Here is a 19,502-nt window from a genome sequence, read left to right on the forward strand (position 1 = left end):
TTTAATCTTTGATTATCAAATCTTGTATAAAGTCACTTTCACAAGTCATTTGAAATGGTCTTATCCACGGGGCTTTACCTTGTACCTCTGGAAAGTCCAGCGTTTCTATTACTACTTTTGCATTGTCAGTTAAAAACATTTCGGGATAACCTCCTAATAGTTCTACTGGGTCAGTGCTTTCAAAAATGGCTTTTAACGTGTTTACTTGATCTTCGGGAAATGCTCTATTTTTATCAATCAAAAATCCTTTTATCACAAACTTATAATCGTCATTATGAAAACATTCTTTTATAGTTCCTTGACGCTCACTAACAGCCGTTTTAATAATAGTTTTACTTAAATGAACCGCTACGGTACACGCTTCAATCTCAATATTTAATTTATTACCTACTTTTAAAGTGATTGCGCCCCAAATTTCTTGACCGTACGAGCCTATTTTATTAAATGGTTGATATTGTGTGCTTTTTTGAATTGTTCCTTTTGGGCGTGGGTTTTCAGTGTTTACCGCATAGCTGGTTACATCTTGAGATAATGGTCTGTTTTCGTCCTTTGTCACATAGTAAGGCGAACTATTAAAATAAGTTTTATACAACTTATTCAAATCAAATAATGTGTTTGTACTCATATTCTTTTTTAGATTTTAATTAAATAATTCGTGTTGAACTGGTTTTGGTACTTCAATTCGTTGTAACATAAGAATGCAAATTTTTTGCTTTTTAAAATCAATGTGCGGGTACATCTTTCTAAAAATTTCTTTAGTTTCTTCCTTGTTATATCCAGTATCTAAATAACAAACATAGTCACTTAATAGATCCAGTTTAGTGATGACAGTACCCAAAACCACCGCCTTAGTTTTGAATTTCTTTTATAGAAAAACTTCAAATTGATTTGCTCTAAAATGCTTTGACAGGTTGTAAATCCTAATACTGGTAAAACATTTGCAGTCTAATTTATTATTCCAGTTGGTTGAAAATGTTAGCTTTTCCATAACTCGAATAATTAGGCGCTGGCAACGGCTTGTAGTTCTTGCATTGCGTTTGCTTTTGCTTCTTTGTACTCTTTTAAGTACTTCGCAGTGTGTTCAATTAGTTTTACATTCTCTTTGGTTTCTTTTCCATTAAAGAATCCTTGTACTGTGGCATAATGTACACCGCTGTTAATTGCGATAGTTTTAATTGCTCCAGTAGGTAGCTGTTTTTTGATTTCTTGAATGTCCATTTTATTTGATTTTTTATTGTTGTTTTCAATATTATATCTGCAAATATATTGTTTGAATTTTAAAATACAAACATTTTTAATAAAAAGTTTCAATTTTATAATTCAAACATTTTGAATAATAAAAAAGCGGCTATAATAACCGCTTTAAAATCAAATAATTAAGACTAATTACAATTCTATAAAGTATCTAAAATTTTCTAAATAGTGTTTTGCCCTCTTTTCATTTCCTGTAACTGTGCATTCTATCACATCATAAATTTTTAAAAATTTATCTCCGAAAAATAAATCTATGTAGCAATAATCATTTTTGTAAAATTCTGGAGAGTAGAAGTTTAAATTATTTATTATTTGCCACACACTACCAATTTTATCATTCATTTGTAGCTTATCGTATGCTTCCAAAAAAAACAATAAATGATTAATTTCGGTATAACTTAAATTTGTTAAAAAAGGTGGGGCATCGCTAAATTCCTTTGCTATTAATACTCCTAAATTTTTTTCTATAATTTTATCTAATGGCTTTGAGTGTTTGTAAATATCTTTACTTGTTAGTAGTTTTTCGTTGTTTTGTGAAATTAAATTAACAGTTCTTTCAATACGTTTTATTTCATCCTCTAACATTTTACAAATAAAATCGTTTTCTAAATCTGAATTGTCAACATATTTGAAATATTCATTCTCTGATTTGAATTTGTAAATTTTTCGGTCATAAATAACCTGTACATATAAAGGAAATTTCTCTTTTCCGTTTTCCGTTTGAGATTTTAAATTAGTATTTGGGTAATGCTTTACTGTTATTTTACTGGTTTTGTTCATTCTTTTAGCGTATTGGATTAAATTATATGGCAAATTAACAAAAAAAGTTGCTTGATTTGAAAATATAAAGCGATCATCTATTTTATTGCATAAAAAAACCGCTCCAGTTGGGGCGGTTTATATGGGAGGAAACTCGGGGCGGTTGCCCCTCGTAACCATTTTATTTAAAATAAGGCTTTCATATTGGGATCAAAACATTATCTAATCCCCATTGCCATTGCTGGTATAGATCGGGAATTAAATCCTTATATTTTTTTGCCATTATTTCATCATTTCGGGATTCGTACAAAAGTACAATATCTAAAATACTGTGATCTTTTGAGTACATCCAGTTAAATACATATTGATCTTTTGTCATTCCGTCAGCTAAATCCAGCAATTCAGCAGTTGTAGGATTATGATCGTAAATTGTTTCCATAAAATAAAAGTACAAAATATTGATCTAATAACAATCTATCTATCTGATACAGTTTTGTAAGATTATAAAAAAACCGTTCCAAATGAAACGGTTTAAACCTAAAACTAAAAATAATATATAAAATTCTGTGATAAAACTATGTGTCGGTTTCTTTTGGCACTGGCATTCCTTTTATGTTCATCCACTGGCGGTAACTTATGTTTATTCCATGCTTCGGGAATATTCGAGCCACTATTTTTGTGTCGGGTATATCAGGGTTTTTAACTTCATTATAAACCCCAATTATAAACCGTGCTCGTTTGTTGTAATTTGTTTTATTGTACGCCATAGTGCAAAGGTTTCACAAAAAGGCATATTTCACATAATTACTACGCAAGGATTTCACAACTTTTTAAAGTGTTCTCGAATTCAATTATATTTCAACTTCTTCAACCAGTTTGTTTTTTAAAATAAGTTTCAATGTATCGCTCAATAATTCGACCTCATTTTTTTCAAGAGTGATTCCTATAAAATCTAAAGTTTCATCATAGATATTAATTTGTAAATATTCGCCATCTGCTGTGAGGGTTATTTTTCTTGGTTGTGGGGTGTTTTCATTTGGATACATAACATTGATATTCTTGAAATTAATTTCCATATTTTCTATTTTTAGAGTGAAATATAAAAGTAATACTAATTGCTAAAACATTGTTTAATGGGTTAATTCACTTATTAACATAATAGGGAGCTTTGTAAAGCAACTTTTAAAAATTTACGGCATTTAATTCCTTTTCTATGGTATTATCCATTATATGCCCATAAATTTGAGTAGTGGCTATTTTCTTGTGTCCTAATACTTTTTGCACTGTAGTTAAGCTAACGCCTTTATAAAGCAAATATGTAGCTGTGGTATGACGTGCTGTGTGAAAGGTTATTGTTTTATTGATTCCAGCCAATACGGCCAACGTTTTTAAAGTTCGGTTTGCGTACTGGTTTGTGATCTGTTCAAAACAAAATACACTATTAAAACGGTTGTACTTATTAATGATCTCCAGCGGTTTTCCGTTAAAAATAGTATAGATTGGAATCCTTACGTTTTCGTCTGTCTTTTCCATTTTTTTAATAAGCCAAGTATTGCCACCGATAGTCACCAATTCCCTTTTTTGCATACTCAAAACATCACTAAAACGAAGTCCAGTATAAACGCTATACATAAATAAATCTTTTATGTATTGGTGTTTTAGATTTTCGCCAGTTAATACCAAATCTTGCATTTGGTCGATCTCTTCGGGAGTTAAAAAAACTTTGTTGCTTTCGCCTTGTTTTACCTTAAATTTTCTAAATGGGTATTGTTGCACATTCATTAAATCTTTATTAATTGCAAGGTTCACATAAGTTTTCATATTCTTAAAATACTTCCAAATTGTATTTTGCATTAATTTTTTGGGAGGTGCATCTTTATAAGTGATTTTTATTTTACGTAAAAAACAATCAAAATCGTTTAGTAATTCAAAAGTAATGTCTTCAAAATAAATCACTTTTTTAAATTCCTTTAGCCTTGCTAATGTGGTTCGGTGGTTTTTTTTGGTCGCTTCGGTTAGGTTCATTTGTTCAATTTCCTTTTCCATAAATTCAGTAAATGAGCTCACGGTTTCACCTTTAAAAAAATCCGTTAGCATTCCTAAATTAAAAGGCTTTCCCGCATTTATTTTATCCAGTTCAAAGTTTTCAAAGTTCCTGATCGTTTCCGCAATTTGTTTATTTAGTTTTATTGCGTTGGGATAATCCGTTTTAATGGTTCGGGTTTTGTTGTTCCAGTTGTTCGGCTCAACATAAATTTGGGTAGAAAAATATTTATTCTTACCGTTCAAATAGCACTCAATTTGTATTAGTGCTTTTCCTACTGTATTTAACTGTTTTTTACGGTTAAACACTGGAGTGTAGCGTGTTTTGTTCATAATATTAGCGTATTGATTTACGCAAATGTATGTAAACAATTTTAATAAATTGGGTAGAAACTCGGTAGAAAACTGGTAGAAAAAGGTTTGATATTTAACGGTAATCTTTTTTGCTTATAAAACGTAAACCCCTGTAAAATAAGAACTTTAAACAAAAAAACCGCACTAAATTAGTGCGGTTTGTGGTCCCACCTGGGCTCGAACCAGGGACCACCTGATTATGAGTCAGGTGCTCTAACCAGCTGAGCTATAGGACCGGTTAAGAGTTTGCAATATTACTACTATTTTTTGTTTGCTCCAAATATTTTTCACTTAGTTTTTTAGTATACACCGACATAAAAAAAATGACAGCAGAAAAGAGCTGATTACTAGAACCATAAAGAATTTTATAATTCCTTAATACTTTGGCACAACTCTATTAAAACACCATTTGTACTTTTAGGATGCAAAAAAACCACTAATTTATTGTCAGCCCCTTTTTTAGGGTTTTCATTCAAAATAACAAAACCTTCCTTTTTCAATCTTTCCATTTCAACCTGAATATCATCTACATCAAAAGCAATATGATGAATACCTTCTCCTTTTTTTTCAATAAACTTCGCAATGACACCATCTTCTCGTGTTGCCGCCAAAAGCTCTATTTTATTCGAACCTGCATCAAAAAACGAAGTGATTACCCCTTCATGCTGAACTTCTTCTTGTTTATAAGGAGCAACACCTAATAATTTCTCAAACAACAAATTAGAGACCTCCAAATCTTTTACCGCAATACCTATATGGTCGATTTTTTTCATTCAAAATCTTTTATTAGAGGTGAATCCTAAACTATTTTATTAAAAAAGTACCTAAAATCAAAAACGATATATAAAGGTAATCATTCTATCATTTTAGAATCTTAATAATTCAATAAAAAGTTTTAATTCCAATAATTATAATCGTTATTTTGTAGATTCTAAATTCTGAATTACATGTTGAAAAACAAATTAAAATACATCTCTTTATTATTGATTATAATTTTGGCTAGTTGTGCCAAAAGAGGCAGCATAACCGGAGGATTAAAAGACACCATTCCTCCTAGTTTAAGAATGAGTTTACCTGAAAACTTTAGTACTCACTTTAATGCGAAACAAATCAAACTAGAATTTGATGAAATAGTTATTCTAAAAAATCTTAGAAAACAATTGGTAATTTCTCCACCAATGAAAAATGACCCTCTCATTTTGCCAACAACAGCTAGTAGAGTAATTACCATAAAAATTTCAGACACACTTCAGCCCAACACAACTTATAGTTTTAATTTTGGGCAAAGTCTAACAGACAATAACGAAGGAAATCCTTTGAACCAGTTCAAATACGTATTTTCTACAGGCGATTATATCGACTCTTTAGCCATTGGCGGGAAAGTAAAATATGCTTACGAAAAAGAACCCGAATCCTTTATTTCGGTTATGCTATACGAAGTAAACGAATCATTCAACGACTCAATAATTTATAACAAAAAAGATTCTGGAGGAAAAATCCCTGGCCCAAGATACATTACCAATACTTTGGATAGCTTAAAAACCTTTCGCTTAGAAAATCTTAAGGCAGGAAAATACCGTTTAATAGCTCTAAAGGACTTAAACAACAACAATAAATTTGACCCAAAAACCGAAAAAATTGGTTTTATCAAAGATTACATCACGATTCCTAACGACACTCTGTACGAAATAGAATTATTCAAGGAAATCAACCCTTTTAAAGCTTTCAAACCTACACAAGAATCAGGGAACAAATTATTTATGGGCTTCGAAGGTGACTTGTCAGAAACTCAATCAAGACCTAAAATCACTCTAAAAAACAAAGATGAAATCTTAGAAAGTATTACCACCAAATTACCTAAAAAAGATTCCTTACAAATTTGGTTTAAACCAATAAAAACAGATTCTCTAAAAGTAGAAGTTGCTCAGGGAGATTTTAATAAAAATTTTGTTCTCAAAATCAAAAATCAAAAGAAAGACAGCTTAACAGTTAGTTCAGTAAATCCATCCGGTTTCTATGATTCATTTGCATTAGAAGCCTCAACCCCTTTAGTAAAATTTGATGAAACAAAAATCAAATTGATAAACAAAGATTCTGTAGCTGTAAAATTCACTACTAATTATGATGAATTCAATCAAAAATTATTTTTTGACTTCAAAAAAGAACCTGCTCAAAAATATTCTTTCAACATTTTACCGGGCGCTATGACTGACTTTTTCGAACTAACTAATGATACTTTAAATTATCAAATTAGCACTAAAGAGCTCACAGATTATGGTAATTTAAAGGTCAAACTAGAGAATGTAAAATCATTCCCTGTTATTGTAGAACTCCTTAAATCAAGCGGAGAAATAGTTGCAAGCAATTATGCAGAAAGCAACACTATAATTAGTTTTGATTTATTAGATCCGGCTCAATTCTCACTCAGAGCCATCTATGATACAAACAAAAACAAAAAATACGACCCCGGAAATTTTCTTCAAAAGAAATATGCCGAAGAAGTAGTTTATCTTTCAGGAGAAATAGATGTACGTGCCAATTGGGATGTTGAACAAACATTTGACCTCAGCATTCCCTACACACCACCTATTAAAAAAGAGGATAAAAACAAAAAGAAGAAAAAACAATACTAGAGTAATCTAAAAGCATCTTTATCATTTAAAAAACCCATTCTTTCTCTAATAGAAAGTAATTTTTCACGGTCTAAATCAACAATAAAAACAGCTTCTGACTCTTTAGGGGAAAGCACATATTCTCCTAAAGAATCTATTGCTTGCGTATGACCTGTATAAGGATGCGCATTTCCATCAACACCTATTCGGTTAACAGCTACTACATAACTCATGTTTTCTATGGCACGCGCTTTAAGTAAGGCATCCCAAGCTGCAATTCTTTTTTCTGGCCAACTGGCCACATACAAAAGCAAATCATAGTTTTCTACATTTCTGGAAAAAACTGGAAAACGCAAGTCATAACAAACCAACGGGCAGATTTTCCAACCCAAATAATCGACAATTAATTTTTTATTCCCTGCTGTATACACTTTTTCTTCCCCAGCCAACGTAAACAAATGTCTCTTGTCGTAGTGTTCAATTTCACCTGAAGGAAATACAAACAGCATTCTGTTATAGAAATTACCCGATTCTTCAATAACCACACTGCCTGTTATAGCGACATTTTTGGCTTTCGCCAAAGCTTGCATCCACAACACCGTTTCGCCTTGCATCGTTTCAGCAACAACACTAGGATTCATCGTAAAACCGGTGGAAAACATTTCGGGAAGTACAATCAAATCAACTGATTCATTAATTCCATTGATTTTTTCTTCAAAAGAATTTCGATTGACTTTTGAGTTTTCCCAAATTAGATTGGATTGAATTAGTGCAATTTTCATAACAAAAGAGTTGTTTCACAAAGATACGCAGATTTACAAAGTTTATTTCAACAAAAAAACGCATCCAAATCAATGAATGCGTTTTTTGAAATATATTGAAAAAAATATTATCCTTTCAAACTTGCTGACATGTACTCTCTGTTCATACGAGCAATGTTTTCAAGAGAAATTCCTTTTGGACATTCGATTTCACAAGCTCCTGTATTGGTACAGTTACCAAAACCTTCTTCGTCCATTTGTTTTACCATGTTCAATACACGGTCAGTAGCTTCCACTCTACCTTGTGGTAACAAAGCATATTGAGAAACTTTAGCTGAAACGAATAACATTGCAGAAGAGTTTTTACAAGTTGCCACACAAGCTCCACATCCAATGCAAGTTGCTGCATCAAAAGCTTTATCAGCATCATCTTTATTTACTGGAATGGTGTTAGCATCAATAGTGTTTCCAGATGTGTTAACTGAAATAAATCCTCCTGCATGTTGGATTCTATCAAAAGAACTTCTGTCCACTACTAAATCTTTTACTACCGGGAAAGCAGCTGCACGGAAAGGCTCGATCGTGATAGTATCTCCGTCTTTAAACATACGCATATGCAATTGACAAGTTGTTACACCTCTATCTGGACCGTGCGCTTCTCCATTAATGAATAAAGAACACATTCCGCAAATTCCTTCGCGACAATCGTGATCAAAAGCTACTGGCTCTTCACCAGCGTTGATTTGTTGTTCGTTGAATACGTCAAGCATTTCAAGGAATGACATATCAGGTTCAATTCCGTCGATTTTGTAATCAACCATTGCTCCTTTATCTTGGGCGTTTTTTTGACGCCATATTTTTAATGTAAGTTTCATATCTTTTTAGTTTGAAAGTCTTAAAATCAAAAGTCGAAAGCCTTTACTTTAAGACTTTTGACTTTCGACTTTTGACAAAATTCTATTTGTAACTTCTTTGAACTAATTTAATGTTTTCGTAAACTAGAGGCTCTTTGTGTAATACCGCATCACTTGGCTTTCCTTTGTATTCCCAAGCAGCAACGTATGCAAAGTTCTCATCATCACGCAATGCTTCTCCTTCTTCTGTTTGGTATTCCTCACGGAAGTGACCACCACAAGATTCGTTACGGTGTAAAGCATCTTTCGCAAACAATTCTCCTAATTCTAAGAAATCAGCAACACGAATTGCTTTTTCTAATTCTTGATTGAATCCTTTATCAGTTCCAGGTACTCTTACATCTTTATAAAACTCTTCACGTAAAGCAGCGATTTCAACGATAGCCTCGTTTAATCCTTTCTCGTTACGAGCCATACCTACCTTATCCCACATAATTTTACCTAATTTTTTGTGGAAATGGTCTACTGAATGCGTTCCTTTATTATTCATAAATTTAGCAATCAATTCTTTTACTCCATTTTCAGCAGCCTCAAACTCAGGTCGATCTGTAGAGATAGGTCCCATTTTGATATCTGGTGCCAAATAATCTCCAATCGTATAAGGCAATACAAAGTATCCATCAGCCAAACCTTGCATCAAAGCAGAAGCTCCTAAACGGTTCGCTCCGTGATCAGAGAAGTTAGACTCTCCAATAGAGAAACAACCCGGAATTGTAGTCATCAGATTATAATCAACCCATGTTCCACCCATAGTATAGTGAACCGCAGGGTAAATCATCATTGGTGAAGTGTATGGATCCTCATCAACAATTTTGTAATACATTTGGAATAAGTTCCCATATTTACTTCTAACGATATCAGTACCTAATTTAGTTACTAATTGTTTATCATTTTCGTCTAATCCTTTTACGTGAGCTTGCTCTTTTCCGTATCGTTGAATTGCAGCTGCAAAATCCAAGTAAACAGCTTCTCCTGTTTTGTTCACGCCAAAACCGGCATCACATCTTTCTTTAGCAGCACGAGATGCTACGTCACGAGGCACTAAGTTACCAAAAGCAGGATATCTTCTTTCTAAGAAATAATCTCTGTCTGCTTCAGCAATATCAGTTGCTTTTTTCTTTCCTTCACGAATAGCTTGTGCATCTTCTAATTTTGCAGGAACCCAGATACGTCCGTCATTACGAAGCGACTCAGACATCAACGTTAATTTGGATTGGTGATCTCCTGAAACTGGAATACAAGTTGGGTGAATTTGAGTATAACAAGGGTTTGCAAAGAAAGCTCCTTTTTTGTGAATTTTCCATGCTGCAGTAGCATTAGAACCCATTGCGTTAGTTGACAAGAAGAAAACGTTTCCGTATCCTCCAGAAGCAATAACAACAGCGTGAGCTGAATGTCTTTCAATTTCACCTGTAATCAGGTTACGAGCGATAATTCCTCTTGCTTTTCCATCAATAATTACTAATTCTAGCATTTCATGACGGTTGTACATTTTAATTTTTCCACGACCAATTTGACGGTTCATTGCCGAATAAGCTCCTAACAATAATTGTTGTCCTGTTTGACCTTGCGCATAAAATGTACGAGAAACCAAAGTTCCCCCAAAAGAACGGTTGTCTAATAATCCACCGTATTCACGAGCCAATGGCACCCCTTGAGCCACACATTGGTCAATAATATTTGATGAAACTTCAGCCAAACGGTGTACGTTTGCCTCACGAGCACGGTAATCTCCTCCTTTTACAGTATCGTAGAATAATCTGTAAACTGAGTCACCGTCACCTTTATAATTTTTTGCAGCGTTGATTCCCCCTTGTGCAGCAATAGAGTGTGCACGACGTGGTGAATCTTGGAAACAAAATGCTTTTACGTTATATCCTAATTCTGCTAAAGTAGCAGCTGCAGAACCTCCAGCTAATCCTGTTCCAACAACAATAATATCTAAATTACGTTTGTTAGCCGGGTTTACTAAATTAATATGATCTTTATAATTTGTCCATTTGTCCGCAATTGGACCATTTGGAATTTTTGAATCTAATGCCATTATAATTGAATATTAATGATTGAAATGATGAAATAATGCAATAAATACGAATCCTAAAGGAACGACTACAGAAAACCATAATCCAAAATTCTTCATCCCTTTTGTGTATTTATTATTTGCTCCTACTGATTGAAAAGAAGAACTAAATCCGTGACGTAAGTGTAAAGACAACAATATAAAAGACAAGCTATACAAAGCTGTACGTACTGGATTTTCAAATTTCTCTACTAATTCAGGAAAATATCTGGTCTCATCTGCAGGATTGAATTCTACATACTTATAAATCATCTCTGGAAACCAGAAATCATAAAAGTGTAATGCTAAGAAAGCTAAAATAACTGAACCTGAAATAATCATGTTACGTGACGCCCAACTTGCATTTGCTGCTCCATTGTAACTAGCATAACCTACTGGTCTTGCTTTTTTGTTTTGAATATCCAAAACAAATCCCATGATGAAGTGAAAAACAACCCCTACAATAAGAATAGGTTGAATAACAAACTGAATCAAAGGATTGGTTCCCATGAAATGAGAAATCGAATTAAAAACATCAGCACTAAACACTGACATCATATTAATAAAAAAATGCTGTGCTAGAAACAACATCAAAAAAAGTCCTGAAAGTGCCATAGCTACTTTTTTTGCTATTGACGATTTCAATAATCCAGATTTTGCCATAATATTTTAGAATATAATTTAAAAAAGTACACAAAAATAAAGTAATTAGCAACGAACTACAACCTTTTCGTTCTTATTTAGAAAGATTATAAAGTTTTACATCAGAACTACAATCGTTTTCAATAAAAAAAAAATAAAGCATTGATTATCAATAAAATAACATACGAAAACAAAAAATAATGTGAAAAATTACTACAAAAAAACAATTAATTATCTGCATTTAAAAGCTTAAAAAATACACATTTAATAATTTTTATAATATTTTACATTAAAATCAACAAAAACACAAAATCAGACTATTTTGTGTAGTTAAAGAAACAGCATTTTCAAAGGGGGATTTTATCTTTGCAAATTCAAAAAAAATGAAAATGAAAACAGGAATCGACGCAATATCTTTTGATGTAGCCAAACTACATTTACCCATAAAAACATTGGCAGAAGCCAGAAACATAGAAGCTGAAAAATTAGAAAAAGGCTTAGGATTAATCAAAATGACTTTGCCCGATACCCATCAAGATAGCGTAGTTTTTGCTGCCAATGCATTGACCAAATTAATTCAAGACAATGCAATCAACCTAAACGAAATTGCCCGTATTTATGTCGGAACCGAAAGCGCTATTGATAACGCAAAACCGATTGGTTCTTTCCTTGTAGATTTAATGGAACAAAAATTTGGTGAAAACAATTTAGCTGAATGTGATGTAGTCGATTTTACTTTTGCCTGTATTGGCGGAGTAGATGCCATGCAAAACTGTCTTGATTACATTCGATTAAACCCAAATAAAAAAGCCATTGTAGTGACCACTGATATTGCCAAATACGATTTGAATTCTACCGGCGAATATACGCAAGGCGCTGGAGCTATGGCATTATTAATTACTGCAAACCCAAGAATTATTGCTTTCGAAAATCATTGGGCAACCAATACTAAAGGCGTTTTTGACTTTTTCAAACCTTTCAGAACAGTTTCAAAAGAAACAATAACCGGAAATACTAACAACGAAAATTGGTTTGACAATCTGGAAGCCGAAATCGAAATCCACAAAGACCAACCTGTTTTTGACGGACAATATTCGAATCAGTGTTACATGGACAGAACTCGTAATGCGTACTTCTCTTTCAAAAAATTAAAAGAAACCACAACCACTTTATACCAATCTTGGAACAGTATTATCATGCATTTGCCTTATTCTTTCCAAGGTCGCAGAATGTTATCTGAAATCTATGCTTTGGATGCAGAAAATTCGATTATTTCTGGAAATGAAACTCCGGCGGAATACCAACCAAAACTAAAAGAAACAAGCAAAACAGCTGAATACAAAAACTTTGTTGAAGAAAAATTAATGCCTGCCGAATTAGCTTCTTCATTAATTGGAAACCTATATACAGGCTCTATCTTCATGGGATTCCTTTCTACTTTGGCTCATTTTTATGATACAAACAAAGAAATCTCAGGTAACACTTTTGGGTTCTTAGCTTATGGTAGTGGTTCAAAATCTAAAGTGTTTGAAGGAGTAATTCAGGACGAATGGAAATTGGCAATGGCAAACACAAAACTTTTTGAAACCTTAGCTCAAAGTTTCGAAATTGACTTTGATACTTACGAAAAACTACACAAAAAAGAACAGAAACAAAGCATACAAACGCCAAAAAAAGAATGGGTTTTAGACCGAATTGAAAACGAAAATCCAAATCTAATTGGTGCGCGTTATTACAAATGGATTGATTAAAAAAGTACATCGCAGAAAACACAGATTTTTTTGCCACGAATTCACTAATTATTTTTTTAATCCTCAAATTTTAAAAAAATTAGTGACTATCCGTTGCATCCGTACAATCTGTGAGCCATCTTTGTGAACTTTGCGAAAAACCTTTAAAAACTCTGCGGTTAATATTTTTAACCGCATTTACAACTATTAAAACTACTCTTTAGTGTTTTTAAATTGGATTGTTTAGATTTGTATTTCAAAATTTTTTCAAATGAAATACCATCAGATTGATCGCCATTTATTTATAAAGAATCGCAGCAAGTTTACCGCTCAAATGAAGCCTAATAGTGTTGCTGTTTTTAATTCTAATGATATTTATCCCGTTAGTGCCGACAGTACTTTGCCGTTTGCACAACACCGCGATATTTTTTATTTAAGCGGAATTGATCAGGAAGAGAGTATTTTGTTGCTTTTTCCAGATGCACCTTACGAGCATCAGAAAGAAATGCTTTTCCTAAAAGAAACCAGCGAATTGATTGCTATTTGGGAAGGAGAAAAACTAACCAAAGAACGTGCTTTTGAAGTTTCAGGTATCAAAACCGTGTATTGGTTACAAGATTTCGAAAAAATATTGTTTGAATTAATGACGTATTCAGACACTATTTACATCAATACCAACGAACATTACCGCTCTAAAGTGGAAACCGAAACCCGCGAAACACGTTTTGTAAAATGGTGGAAAGAAAAATATCCCGCACATACAGTTGCCAAAAGCAATCCAATTTTACAACGCCTGCGTTCTGTAAAAGAAAGCGAAGAAATCGATTTGATTCAACAGGCTTGTAACATTACCGAACTTGGTTTCCGTCGTTTATTGTCATTTGTAAAACCTAATGTAACGGAATACGAAATCGAAGCTGAATTGATTCACGAATTCATTCGCAATCGTTCCAAAGGTTTTGCTTACACCCCAATTATTGCTTCGGGAAACAACGCTAATGTGTTGCATTATATCGAAAACAACCAACAATGCAAAGAAGGTGATTTAATATTACTGGACGTTGCTGCAGAATATGCTAATTATTCCAGCGATTTAACCCGAACCATTCCGGTTTCAGGTCGATATTCCGAAAGACAAAAAGCGGTTTACAATGCAGTTTTACGAGTAAAAAATGAGGCTACCAAAATGCTGACTCCAGGAACAAATTGGAAACAATACCATATTGAAGTAGGCAAAATCATGACATCTGAACTACTTGGATTAGGACTTTTAGACAAAGCCGATGTGCAAAATGAAAATCCCGAATGGCCAGCGTATAAAAAATATTTCATGCACGGTACTTCGCACCACATGGGACTCGACACCCACGATTACGGAATTTTAACCGAACCGATGCAAGCCAATATGGTTTTCACTGTTGAACCAGGAATTTACATTCCAGCCGAAGGTTTTGGTATTCGTATTGAGGACGATGTGGTTATTCAGGAAAAAGGAGAACCTTTCAATTTGATGAAAAACATTCCAATTGAAGTCGAGGAAATCGAGAGTTTGATGAATAGCTAGTTTGCAGTGATCAGTAATCAGTTAACATAAATAAAACGAAACGGCTTGCAGTAATGTGAGCCGTTTTTTGTGTCAAAATTCGATTAAACAAATAACCTACTAACGATTAAACAATAATTATGGCACATCCCTTCGGGTCGGGCTATCCGCTATATCTTTTATTTCGCTATCGCTTCATAAAAGGATGCCGCTCTTATCCCTTGTGCAAATTAAATACAACAGAAATAAACTGCTTTTTTGTAACTTTAACCTTCATTAATCAACAACTACCACAATGCAAGCACACGAAATAGATTACCAAATTTTTGGAGAAGAAATGCAATATGTCGAAATCGAACTCGACCCACAAGAAATTGTCATTGCCGAAGCAGGCAGCTTTATGATGATGGACAATAATATCCAGATGCAAACTATTTTTGGGGATGGTTCTCAGGAACAATCGGGAATTTTTGGCAAATTGCTCAGTGCCGGAAAAAGAGTTCTTACTGGTGAAAGTCTTTTTATGACTGCCTTTATTAATCAAAATTATGGCAAAGCCAAAGTATCTTTTGCCTCACCTTATCCAGGAAAAATCCTGCCAATTGATTTAACCCAATTCAACGGAAAATTCATCTGCCAAAAAAGTTCCTTTTTATGCGCTGCCAAAGGCGTTGCAGTGGGAATCGAATTCTCTAAAAAATTAGGTCGCGGACTCTTTGGCGGCGAAGGTTTCATCATGCAAAAAATTGAAGGTGACGGAATGGCTTTTGTTCACTCCGGAGGAACCATGGCCAAGAAAGAATTAAAAGCCGGCGAAATCCTAAAAGTTGACACGGGTTGTATCATTGGATTTACACAAGATATCGATTATGATATTGAATTCATTGGCGGCATTAGAAATTCAATATTTGGAGGCGAAGGCCTATTCTATGCCACACTTCGTGGCCCAGGAACCGTGTACATACAATCCCTTCCTTTTAGCCGATTAGCCGACAGAATCATTGCCTCTGCACCAAAAGCAGGCGGTGACAGTCGTGGTGAAGGAAGTTTACTGGGCGGATTAGGAAACTTATTAGACGGAGATAATCGGTTTTAACAACAAAAAACCTAACAGCTTTTGAAAAGCTGTTAGGTTTAAAAATAAAAAACTTTATTTTTGCCTCATAAAAGCATCCTCCCTTGAAATCCATTCTTTTTAAAAACACCCGCATTTCGTATACTGATTCTGGCAAAGGAACTGCTGTTGTCTTACTGCATGGTTTTTTGGAAAACCAAAACATGTGGCATGCTTTTGTTCCTGAATTTTCTAAAAAATACCGTGTTATCACTATCGATTTATTAGGTCATGGCGCAACGGAATGCATGGGTTATGTACACAGCATGGAAGACAATGCCGATGCCGTTCACGCCGTTTTAAGTGAATTACGCATCCGTAAAGCAGTTTTGGTTGGACATTCAATGGGCGGATATGTCGCTTTGGCTTTCGCCGAATTGTACCCTGACAATGTAAAAGGATTGGTTTTACTGAATTCCACTTCGCGAGCTGATAGCGAAGAAAGAAAATTAAATCGGGATCGTGCTATTAAAGCCGTGAAACAATCTTTTTCTAATTTTATTTCGCTCTCGATTGCTAATTTGTTCAGTGAAGAAAATCGCGAACGGCTGAAAGACCAAATCGAATGGGTCAAAAAAGAAGCTTTAAAAACACCATTGCAAGGAATTGTAGCTTCATTGGAAGGCATGAAAATCCGCATGGACAGAGAAGTAATTCTACACCTTACGCCTTATCCAAAAATGTTGATTTTGGGTCAAAAAGATCCTGTTTTGAATTACGAAGAAAACTTGGAACAAATTGAAGAAACCGATGTCCAACTCGTAACCTTCCCCGACGGTCACATGAGCGCCATCGAAAACGAAACCGAATTAACTAAAGTTTTGCTGGACTTTTTTAAGAAGGTTTAGCGCATTCTTATAAAAAAAATTTAACCACAGATTACACATATTAAAAACAGATTTTTTTCAAAAACTTTGTGTTCTTTGCGAAAGCTCAATAATCTTTGCGGTTAAACCTTTTCCTTAAACGGTATCGTTTCATCTAGAATCTCTTGCAACAACAAAACAATTTGCTCCAAATAATTCGTCATTATTTCTGAATTAATAATTTGCTGTACGTCTTTATCTTCTTTAAAATTAAAAGGCAAAAAACCTAATTTCAGATTTTTAAACGAAATAATTCCTGCTTCAATGGATTTTCCGGCAGCTTCTTGTTCGTACATGAACGCATAGGCTAAAACTTGAATAATTTTGTCGTTTTTAAGCTCCTGAGTCAAACCTTCCCAAGATTTCAGACACACTGTTGCTTTCTCAACCTTTCCTGTTTTATAATCAATAATTCGAATGATGCCGTTGCGCTCTTCGATTCTATCCACATTTCCTTTGATTAATACCGGAAATGGTAATGAAGGATGCGTTAAAGTTCTACCGTAGGTTTGTTCAAGCGCAATAATTTTAATCACATCACCTGCTTTGATACTTTCTAATTCCACTTTCAAGAAATTAGATACATTGCGTTTGGCTACTTCAAAAGCCAACAAATTCCTCCCTTTTTTAATTTCGCCTTCTTTGTAAACAATCTTGAATTGCTTTAAAACCTCCGCATCAATCTCCTTAAAGGCATTTTCGATAGCTGCCTCAGAAATAAATCTACCAATAAAAGGTTCGTATAAGGTTTTTAATGTTTCGTGAATAATGGTTCCCAAAGTATTCAAAGCAATATTCTCCTCAACTTCTTCTACTTCCCGAATGCGTAATATTTTTTGGAAATAAAACTGTATTGGATTCCTGATATAACTCGTTAAAGCAGATGGAGAAAATCCTTCCCCGGCAATCACTTTCAATCGTTCCATTACCGCTGCCGATTTTTTTATGACCATTGGCGTATATGCTGTTTCAGGCAAAACCGCGTTGTATATTTCGTGGGTTAGAATATGTTTGGGTTGTTTTTCGACTTCCAATTGCGTGATAAAACGGCTTTTTTCACCAGCGTCTAAACCTTCACTTTCGGTATTATATAGCAAATAAATATTTTTGGCCCGTTGCAACAAATGGTAAAAGTGATAGGTGTAAATGGCATCTTTTTCTTTGAAAGTAGGCAAACCTAATTCGCGTTTTACATCATAAGGAATAAAGGAATTTTGCGATTTACCCGCTGGAAATTTTCCTTCATTCATAGAAGTCACAATCACCGTATCAAAATCCAAAACACGACTTTCTAAAACTCCCATAATTTGCAAACCATTTAGCGGTTCCCCTTCAAAAGATACCTCAGCCAAATCAATCACTTGTTTGTAAATAGCATGCAAGGTTTCTATTTTATCAATATGTTGGTGTTGCGAATAATAGTTAATCAGCTTATTAATCACTTTGAAAATAGCAAAAACAAAGGCTTTGGTAATTTTCTCTTCTTCATTATCATTGCTCAAATTTTCTTTGATAGTCAATAATAATTTCGAAACAGACTGTAAAACCGCAACAGAACCATTGTCCCATTTTTGGAATAACAATAAAAACAAATCACTCGGATTTTGATTCAACTCCAGCAATTTATGATGGCTAATAAAAGTATAATTGTTTTTATTGATGATATTGACCAAATCAGCAGTTTTAGCATAAGGCTCCACCAATGGATGTGTCAAAATATCCAAAACATCCTTGTAATACAACACATAACTACTAGACTTTCTGGACAAAGCATTCGTATGCATTTTAAACAATTTGGCAATCAAAATCTGCGCAGGATTGTTTTTACTAGAATAACCCATCGTAATATTCAAAGCTCCAACAGTGGATGGCAGTGAATACAAAAGTGGCACTAAAAGATTTTCTTCACCAAGAACAATTGCGACCTTATCCAAGGTAGTTGAAGGATTATCTTCAATAATTTTTTCAATAATACTCCCTGAAATTTTGGCTTGACCAATACTTTTGGGCGTACCAATAATTTGAATATTCTTAGATTGGGAAAAATCATCTACTATCCATTCAAAAGGATTGGTTTTATAATGTTTCCAGCTTTGTTTGAATCTACGTAAGAACAAAGCCGCATCATGATAGGGATCATTCAAAAATGTTTGATCGGCATCCCAATAAATTTTGGCTTGGTCATTGGCAATCAAATGCTGAATAATTTTTTCTTCGGAAGCGTTCAAAGCATTAAATCCCGCAAAAACAAACTGTTTATTTTTTATTGAATTGGAAAAATGATTTAGATTTTCAACGGCTTCACGGTAAATTAAACCTTGATAACCAATTCCTTTTTGAAGTAAATGAGCGTATAAAGATTGATAATATAAGGGCAGTAATTTCCAGAAGTCAATATACTTTTCTAGTAAAGGGGTTTTATGCTCTACTTCGATCCCCCATTTTTTAATATCCTCAATATCCTTTAAGTAAGACAACACATGTGTTGGATCTAATAAATAACGATCAATTTCATTAAAGTCTTGTAAAAGCGTTTTGGCCCAATTAGCAAACAATTCAAAAGACTGTTGATTGGATTTATCGGTAACAGATAAATACACTTCATAGAACTCAAATAACAATTCTATTGGATCAACGGTACGAATACTTGCAATATCTTGGATAAAATCTTCAATGCTAATAATTTCAGGAGCCAGGATATTAGTAGAAACTTGTTTTTTTAATGCTTCGATTAAAAAAATCTTAGCTCTTTTATTCGGTAAAACTACTATAGTATCTACCAGCCTATCTGAATATTTTTCAATTAAAAGCTCCGCTATTTTATCTAAAAAGGTACTATTTGTCATAGCAT

At 33.8% G+C, this 19,502-nt stretch carries 17 protein-coding genes and 1 tRNA gene; 5 read left to right on the plus strand and 13 right to left on the minus strand.

The features are described 5' to 3' along the window. Nucleotide 1: 1 nt before the first annotated feature. The 8 genes from AC4FRF_RS02330 to mce form a co-directional block, all read right to left on the minus strand. Entirely contained in the window at nt 2-625 is a 624-nt protein-coding gene (locus AC4FRF_RS02330) for a DUF6046 domain-containing protein (RefSeq protein WP_491157836.1), read from the minus strand. 374 nt (nt 626-999) lie between these two features. Beyond that, nucleotides 1,000-1,218 carry a hypothetical protein gene (locus tag AC4FRF_RS02335; RefSeq protein ID WP_491157837.1) on the minus strand — a complete coding sequence of 73 codons (219 nt, stop codon included), beginning with the start codon at nt 1,216-1,218 and terminating at the stop codon, nt 1,000-1,002. 168 nt (nt 1,219-1,386) lie between these two features. Beyond that, nucleotides 1,387-2,034, minus strand: a complete 648-nt coding sequence (locus AC4FRF_RS02340; RefSeq protein WP_491157838.1) for a hypothetical protein — start codon at nt 2,032-2,034, stop codon at nt 1,387-1,389. 178 nt (nt 2,035-2,212) lie between these two features. After that, nucleotides 2,213-2,452: a hypothetical protein gene (locus AC4FRF_RS02345; protein ID WP_491157839.1), complete on the minus strand. Its 240-nt coding sequence runs from the start codon at nt 2,450-2,452 to the stop codon at nt 2,213-2,215. 412 nt (nt 2,453-2,864) lie between these two features. Further along, nucleotides 2,865-3,089, minus strand: a complete 225-nt coding sequence (locus AC4FRF_RS02350; RefSeq protein WP_491157840.1) for a hypothetical protein — start codon at nt 3,087-3,089, stop codon at nt 2,865-2,867. 106 nt (nt 3,090-3,195) lie between these two features. Next, the gene (locus AC4FRF_RS02355) at nt 3,196-4,389 is read right to left on the minus strand and encodes a tyrosine-type recombinase/integrase (protein ID WP_491157841.1); all 1,194 of its coding nucleotides are present in this window, start codon (nt 4,387-4,389) and stop codon (nt 3,196-3,198) included. 183 nt (nt 4,390-4,572) lie between these two features. Further along, nucleotides 4,573-4,646 (minus strand) — tRNA-Ile (locus tag AC4FRF_RS02360). 129 nt (nt 4,647-4,775) lie between these two features. Next, a complete protein-coding gene (gene mce / locus AC4FRF_RS02365; protein ID WP_491157842.1) occupies nt 4,776-5,183 on the minus strand; it encodes a methylmalonyl-CoA epimerase in 408 nt (135 codons plus the stop codon). A gap of 174 nt (nt 5,184-5,357) precedes the next feature. Here mce and AC4FRF_RS02370 point away from each other — a divergent pair, with 174 nt between their 5' ends. Next, on the plus strand, nt 5,358-7,043 hold the full coding sequence (locus AC4FRF_RS02370) for an Ig-like domain-containing domain (protein WP_491157843.1): 1,686 nt from the start codon (nt 5,358-5,360) through the stop codon (nt 7,041-7,043). On the opposite strand, the gene AC4FRF_RS02375 is transcribed toward AC4FRF_RS02370, so the two are convergent. From AC4FRF_RS02375 to AC4FRF_RS02390, 4 genes are all read right to left on the minus strand, one after another. Next, nucleotides 7,040-7,804, minus strand: a complete 765-nt coding sequence (locus tag AC4FRF_RS02375) for an amidohydrolase (RefSeq protein WP_491157844.1) — start codon at nt 7,802-7,804, stop codon at nt 7,040-7,042. The two genes, AC4FRF_RS02370 and AC4FRF_RS02375, sit on opposite strands and share 4 nt — an antisense overlap. Before the next feature lie 107 nt (nt 7,805-7,911). Then, nucleotides 7,912-8,658, minus strand: coding sequence for a succinate dehydrogenase/fumarate reductase iron-sulfur subunit (locus AC4FRF_RS02380; protein WP_491157845.1), 747 nt, complete (start codon nt 8,656-8,658; stop codon nt 7,912-7,914). An 82-nt stretch (nt 8,659-8,740) separates the two neighbouring features. Then, nucleotides 8,741-10,741, minus strand: coding sequence for a fumarate reductase/succinate dehydrogenase flavoprotein subunit (locus AC4FRF_RS02385; RefSeq protein WP_491157846.1), 2,001 nt, complete (start codon nt 10,739-10,741; stop codon nt 8,741-8,743). A gap of 12 nt (nt 10,742-10,753) precedes the next feature. Further along, entirely contained in the window at nt 10,754-11,419 is a 666-nt protein-coding gene (locus tag AC4FRF_RS02390) for a succinate dehydrogenase cytochrome b subunit (protein WP_491157848.1), read from the minus strand. A 368-nt stretch (nt 11,420-11,787) separates the two neighbouring features. Between AC4FRF_RS02390 and AC4FRF_RS02395 the strand changes: the two genes are divergently transcribed. From AC4FRF_RS02395 to AC4FRF_RS02410, 4 genes are all read left to right on the plus strand, one after another. Beyond that, nucleotides 11,788-13,149, plus strand: a complete 1,362-nt coding sequence (locus AC4FRF_RS02395; RefSeq protein ID WP_491157849.1) for a hydroxymethylglutaryl-CoA synthase family protein — start codon at nt 11,788-11,790, stop codon at nt 13,147-13,149. A gap of 250 nt (nt 13,150-13,399) precedes the next feature. Continuing rightward, complete coding sequence (locus AC4FRF_RS02400; RefSeq protein ID WP_491157850.1) at nt 13,400-14,692, plus strand: aminopeptidase P family protein; 1,293 nt, start codon at nt 13,400-13,402, stop codon at nt 14,690-14,692. A gap of 274 nt (nt 14,693-14,966) precedes the next feature. Then, nucleotides 14,967-15,767, plus strand: coding sequence for a TIGR00266 family protein (locus AC4FRF_RS02405; protein ID WP_491157851.1), 801 nt, complete (start codon nt 14,967-14,969; stop codon nt 15,765-15,767). A gap of 83 nt (nt 15,768-15,850) precedes the next feature. Continuing rightward, nucleotides 15,851-16,633: an alpha/beta fold hydrolase gene (locus AC4FRF_RS02410; protein WP_491157852.1), complete on the plus strand. Its 783-nt coding sequence runs from the start codon at nt 15,851-15,853 to the stop codon at nt 16,631-16,633. Between the two features lie 101 nt (nt 16,634-16,734). Here AC4FRF_RS02410 and AC4FRF_RS02415 read toward each other — a convergent pair whose 3' ends face one another. Beyond that, nucleotides 16,735-19,497 carry a PD-(D/E)XK nuclease family protein gene (locus tag AC4FRF_RS02415; protein ID WP_491157853.1) on the minus strand — a complete coding sequence of 921 codons (2,763 nt, stop codon included), beginning with the start codon at nt 19,495-19,497 and terminating at the stop codon, nt 16,735-16,737. Between the last annotated feature and the right edge of the window lie 5 nt (nt 19,498-19,502).

It is taken from the genome of Flavobacterium sp. ST-158 (assembly GCF_058309975.1).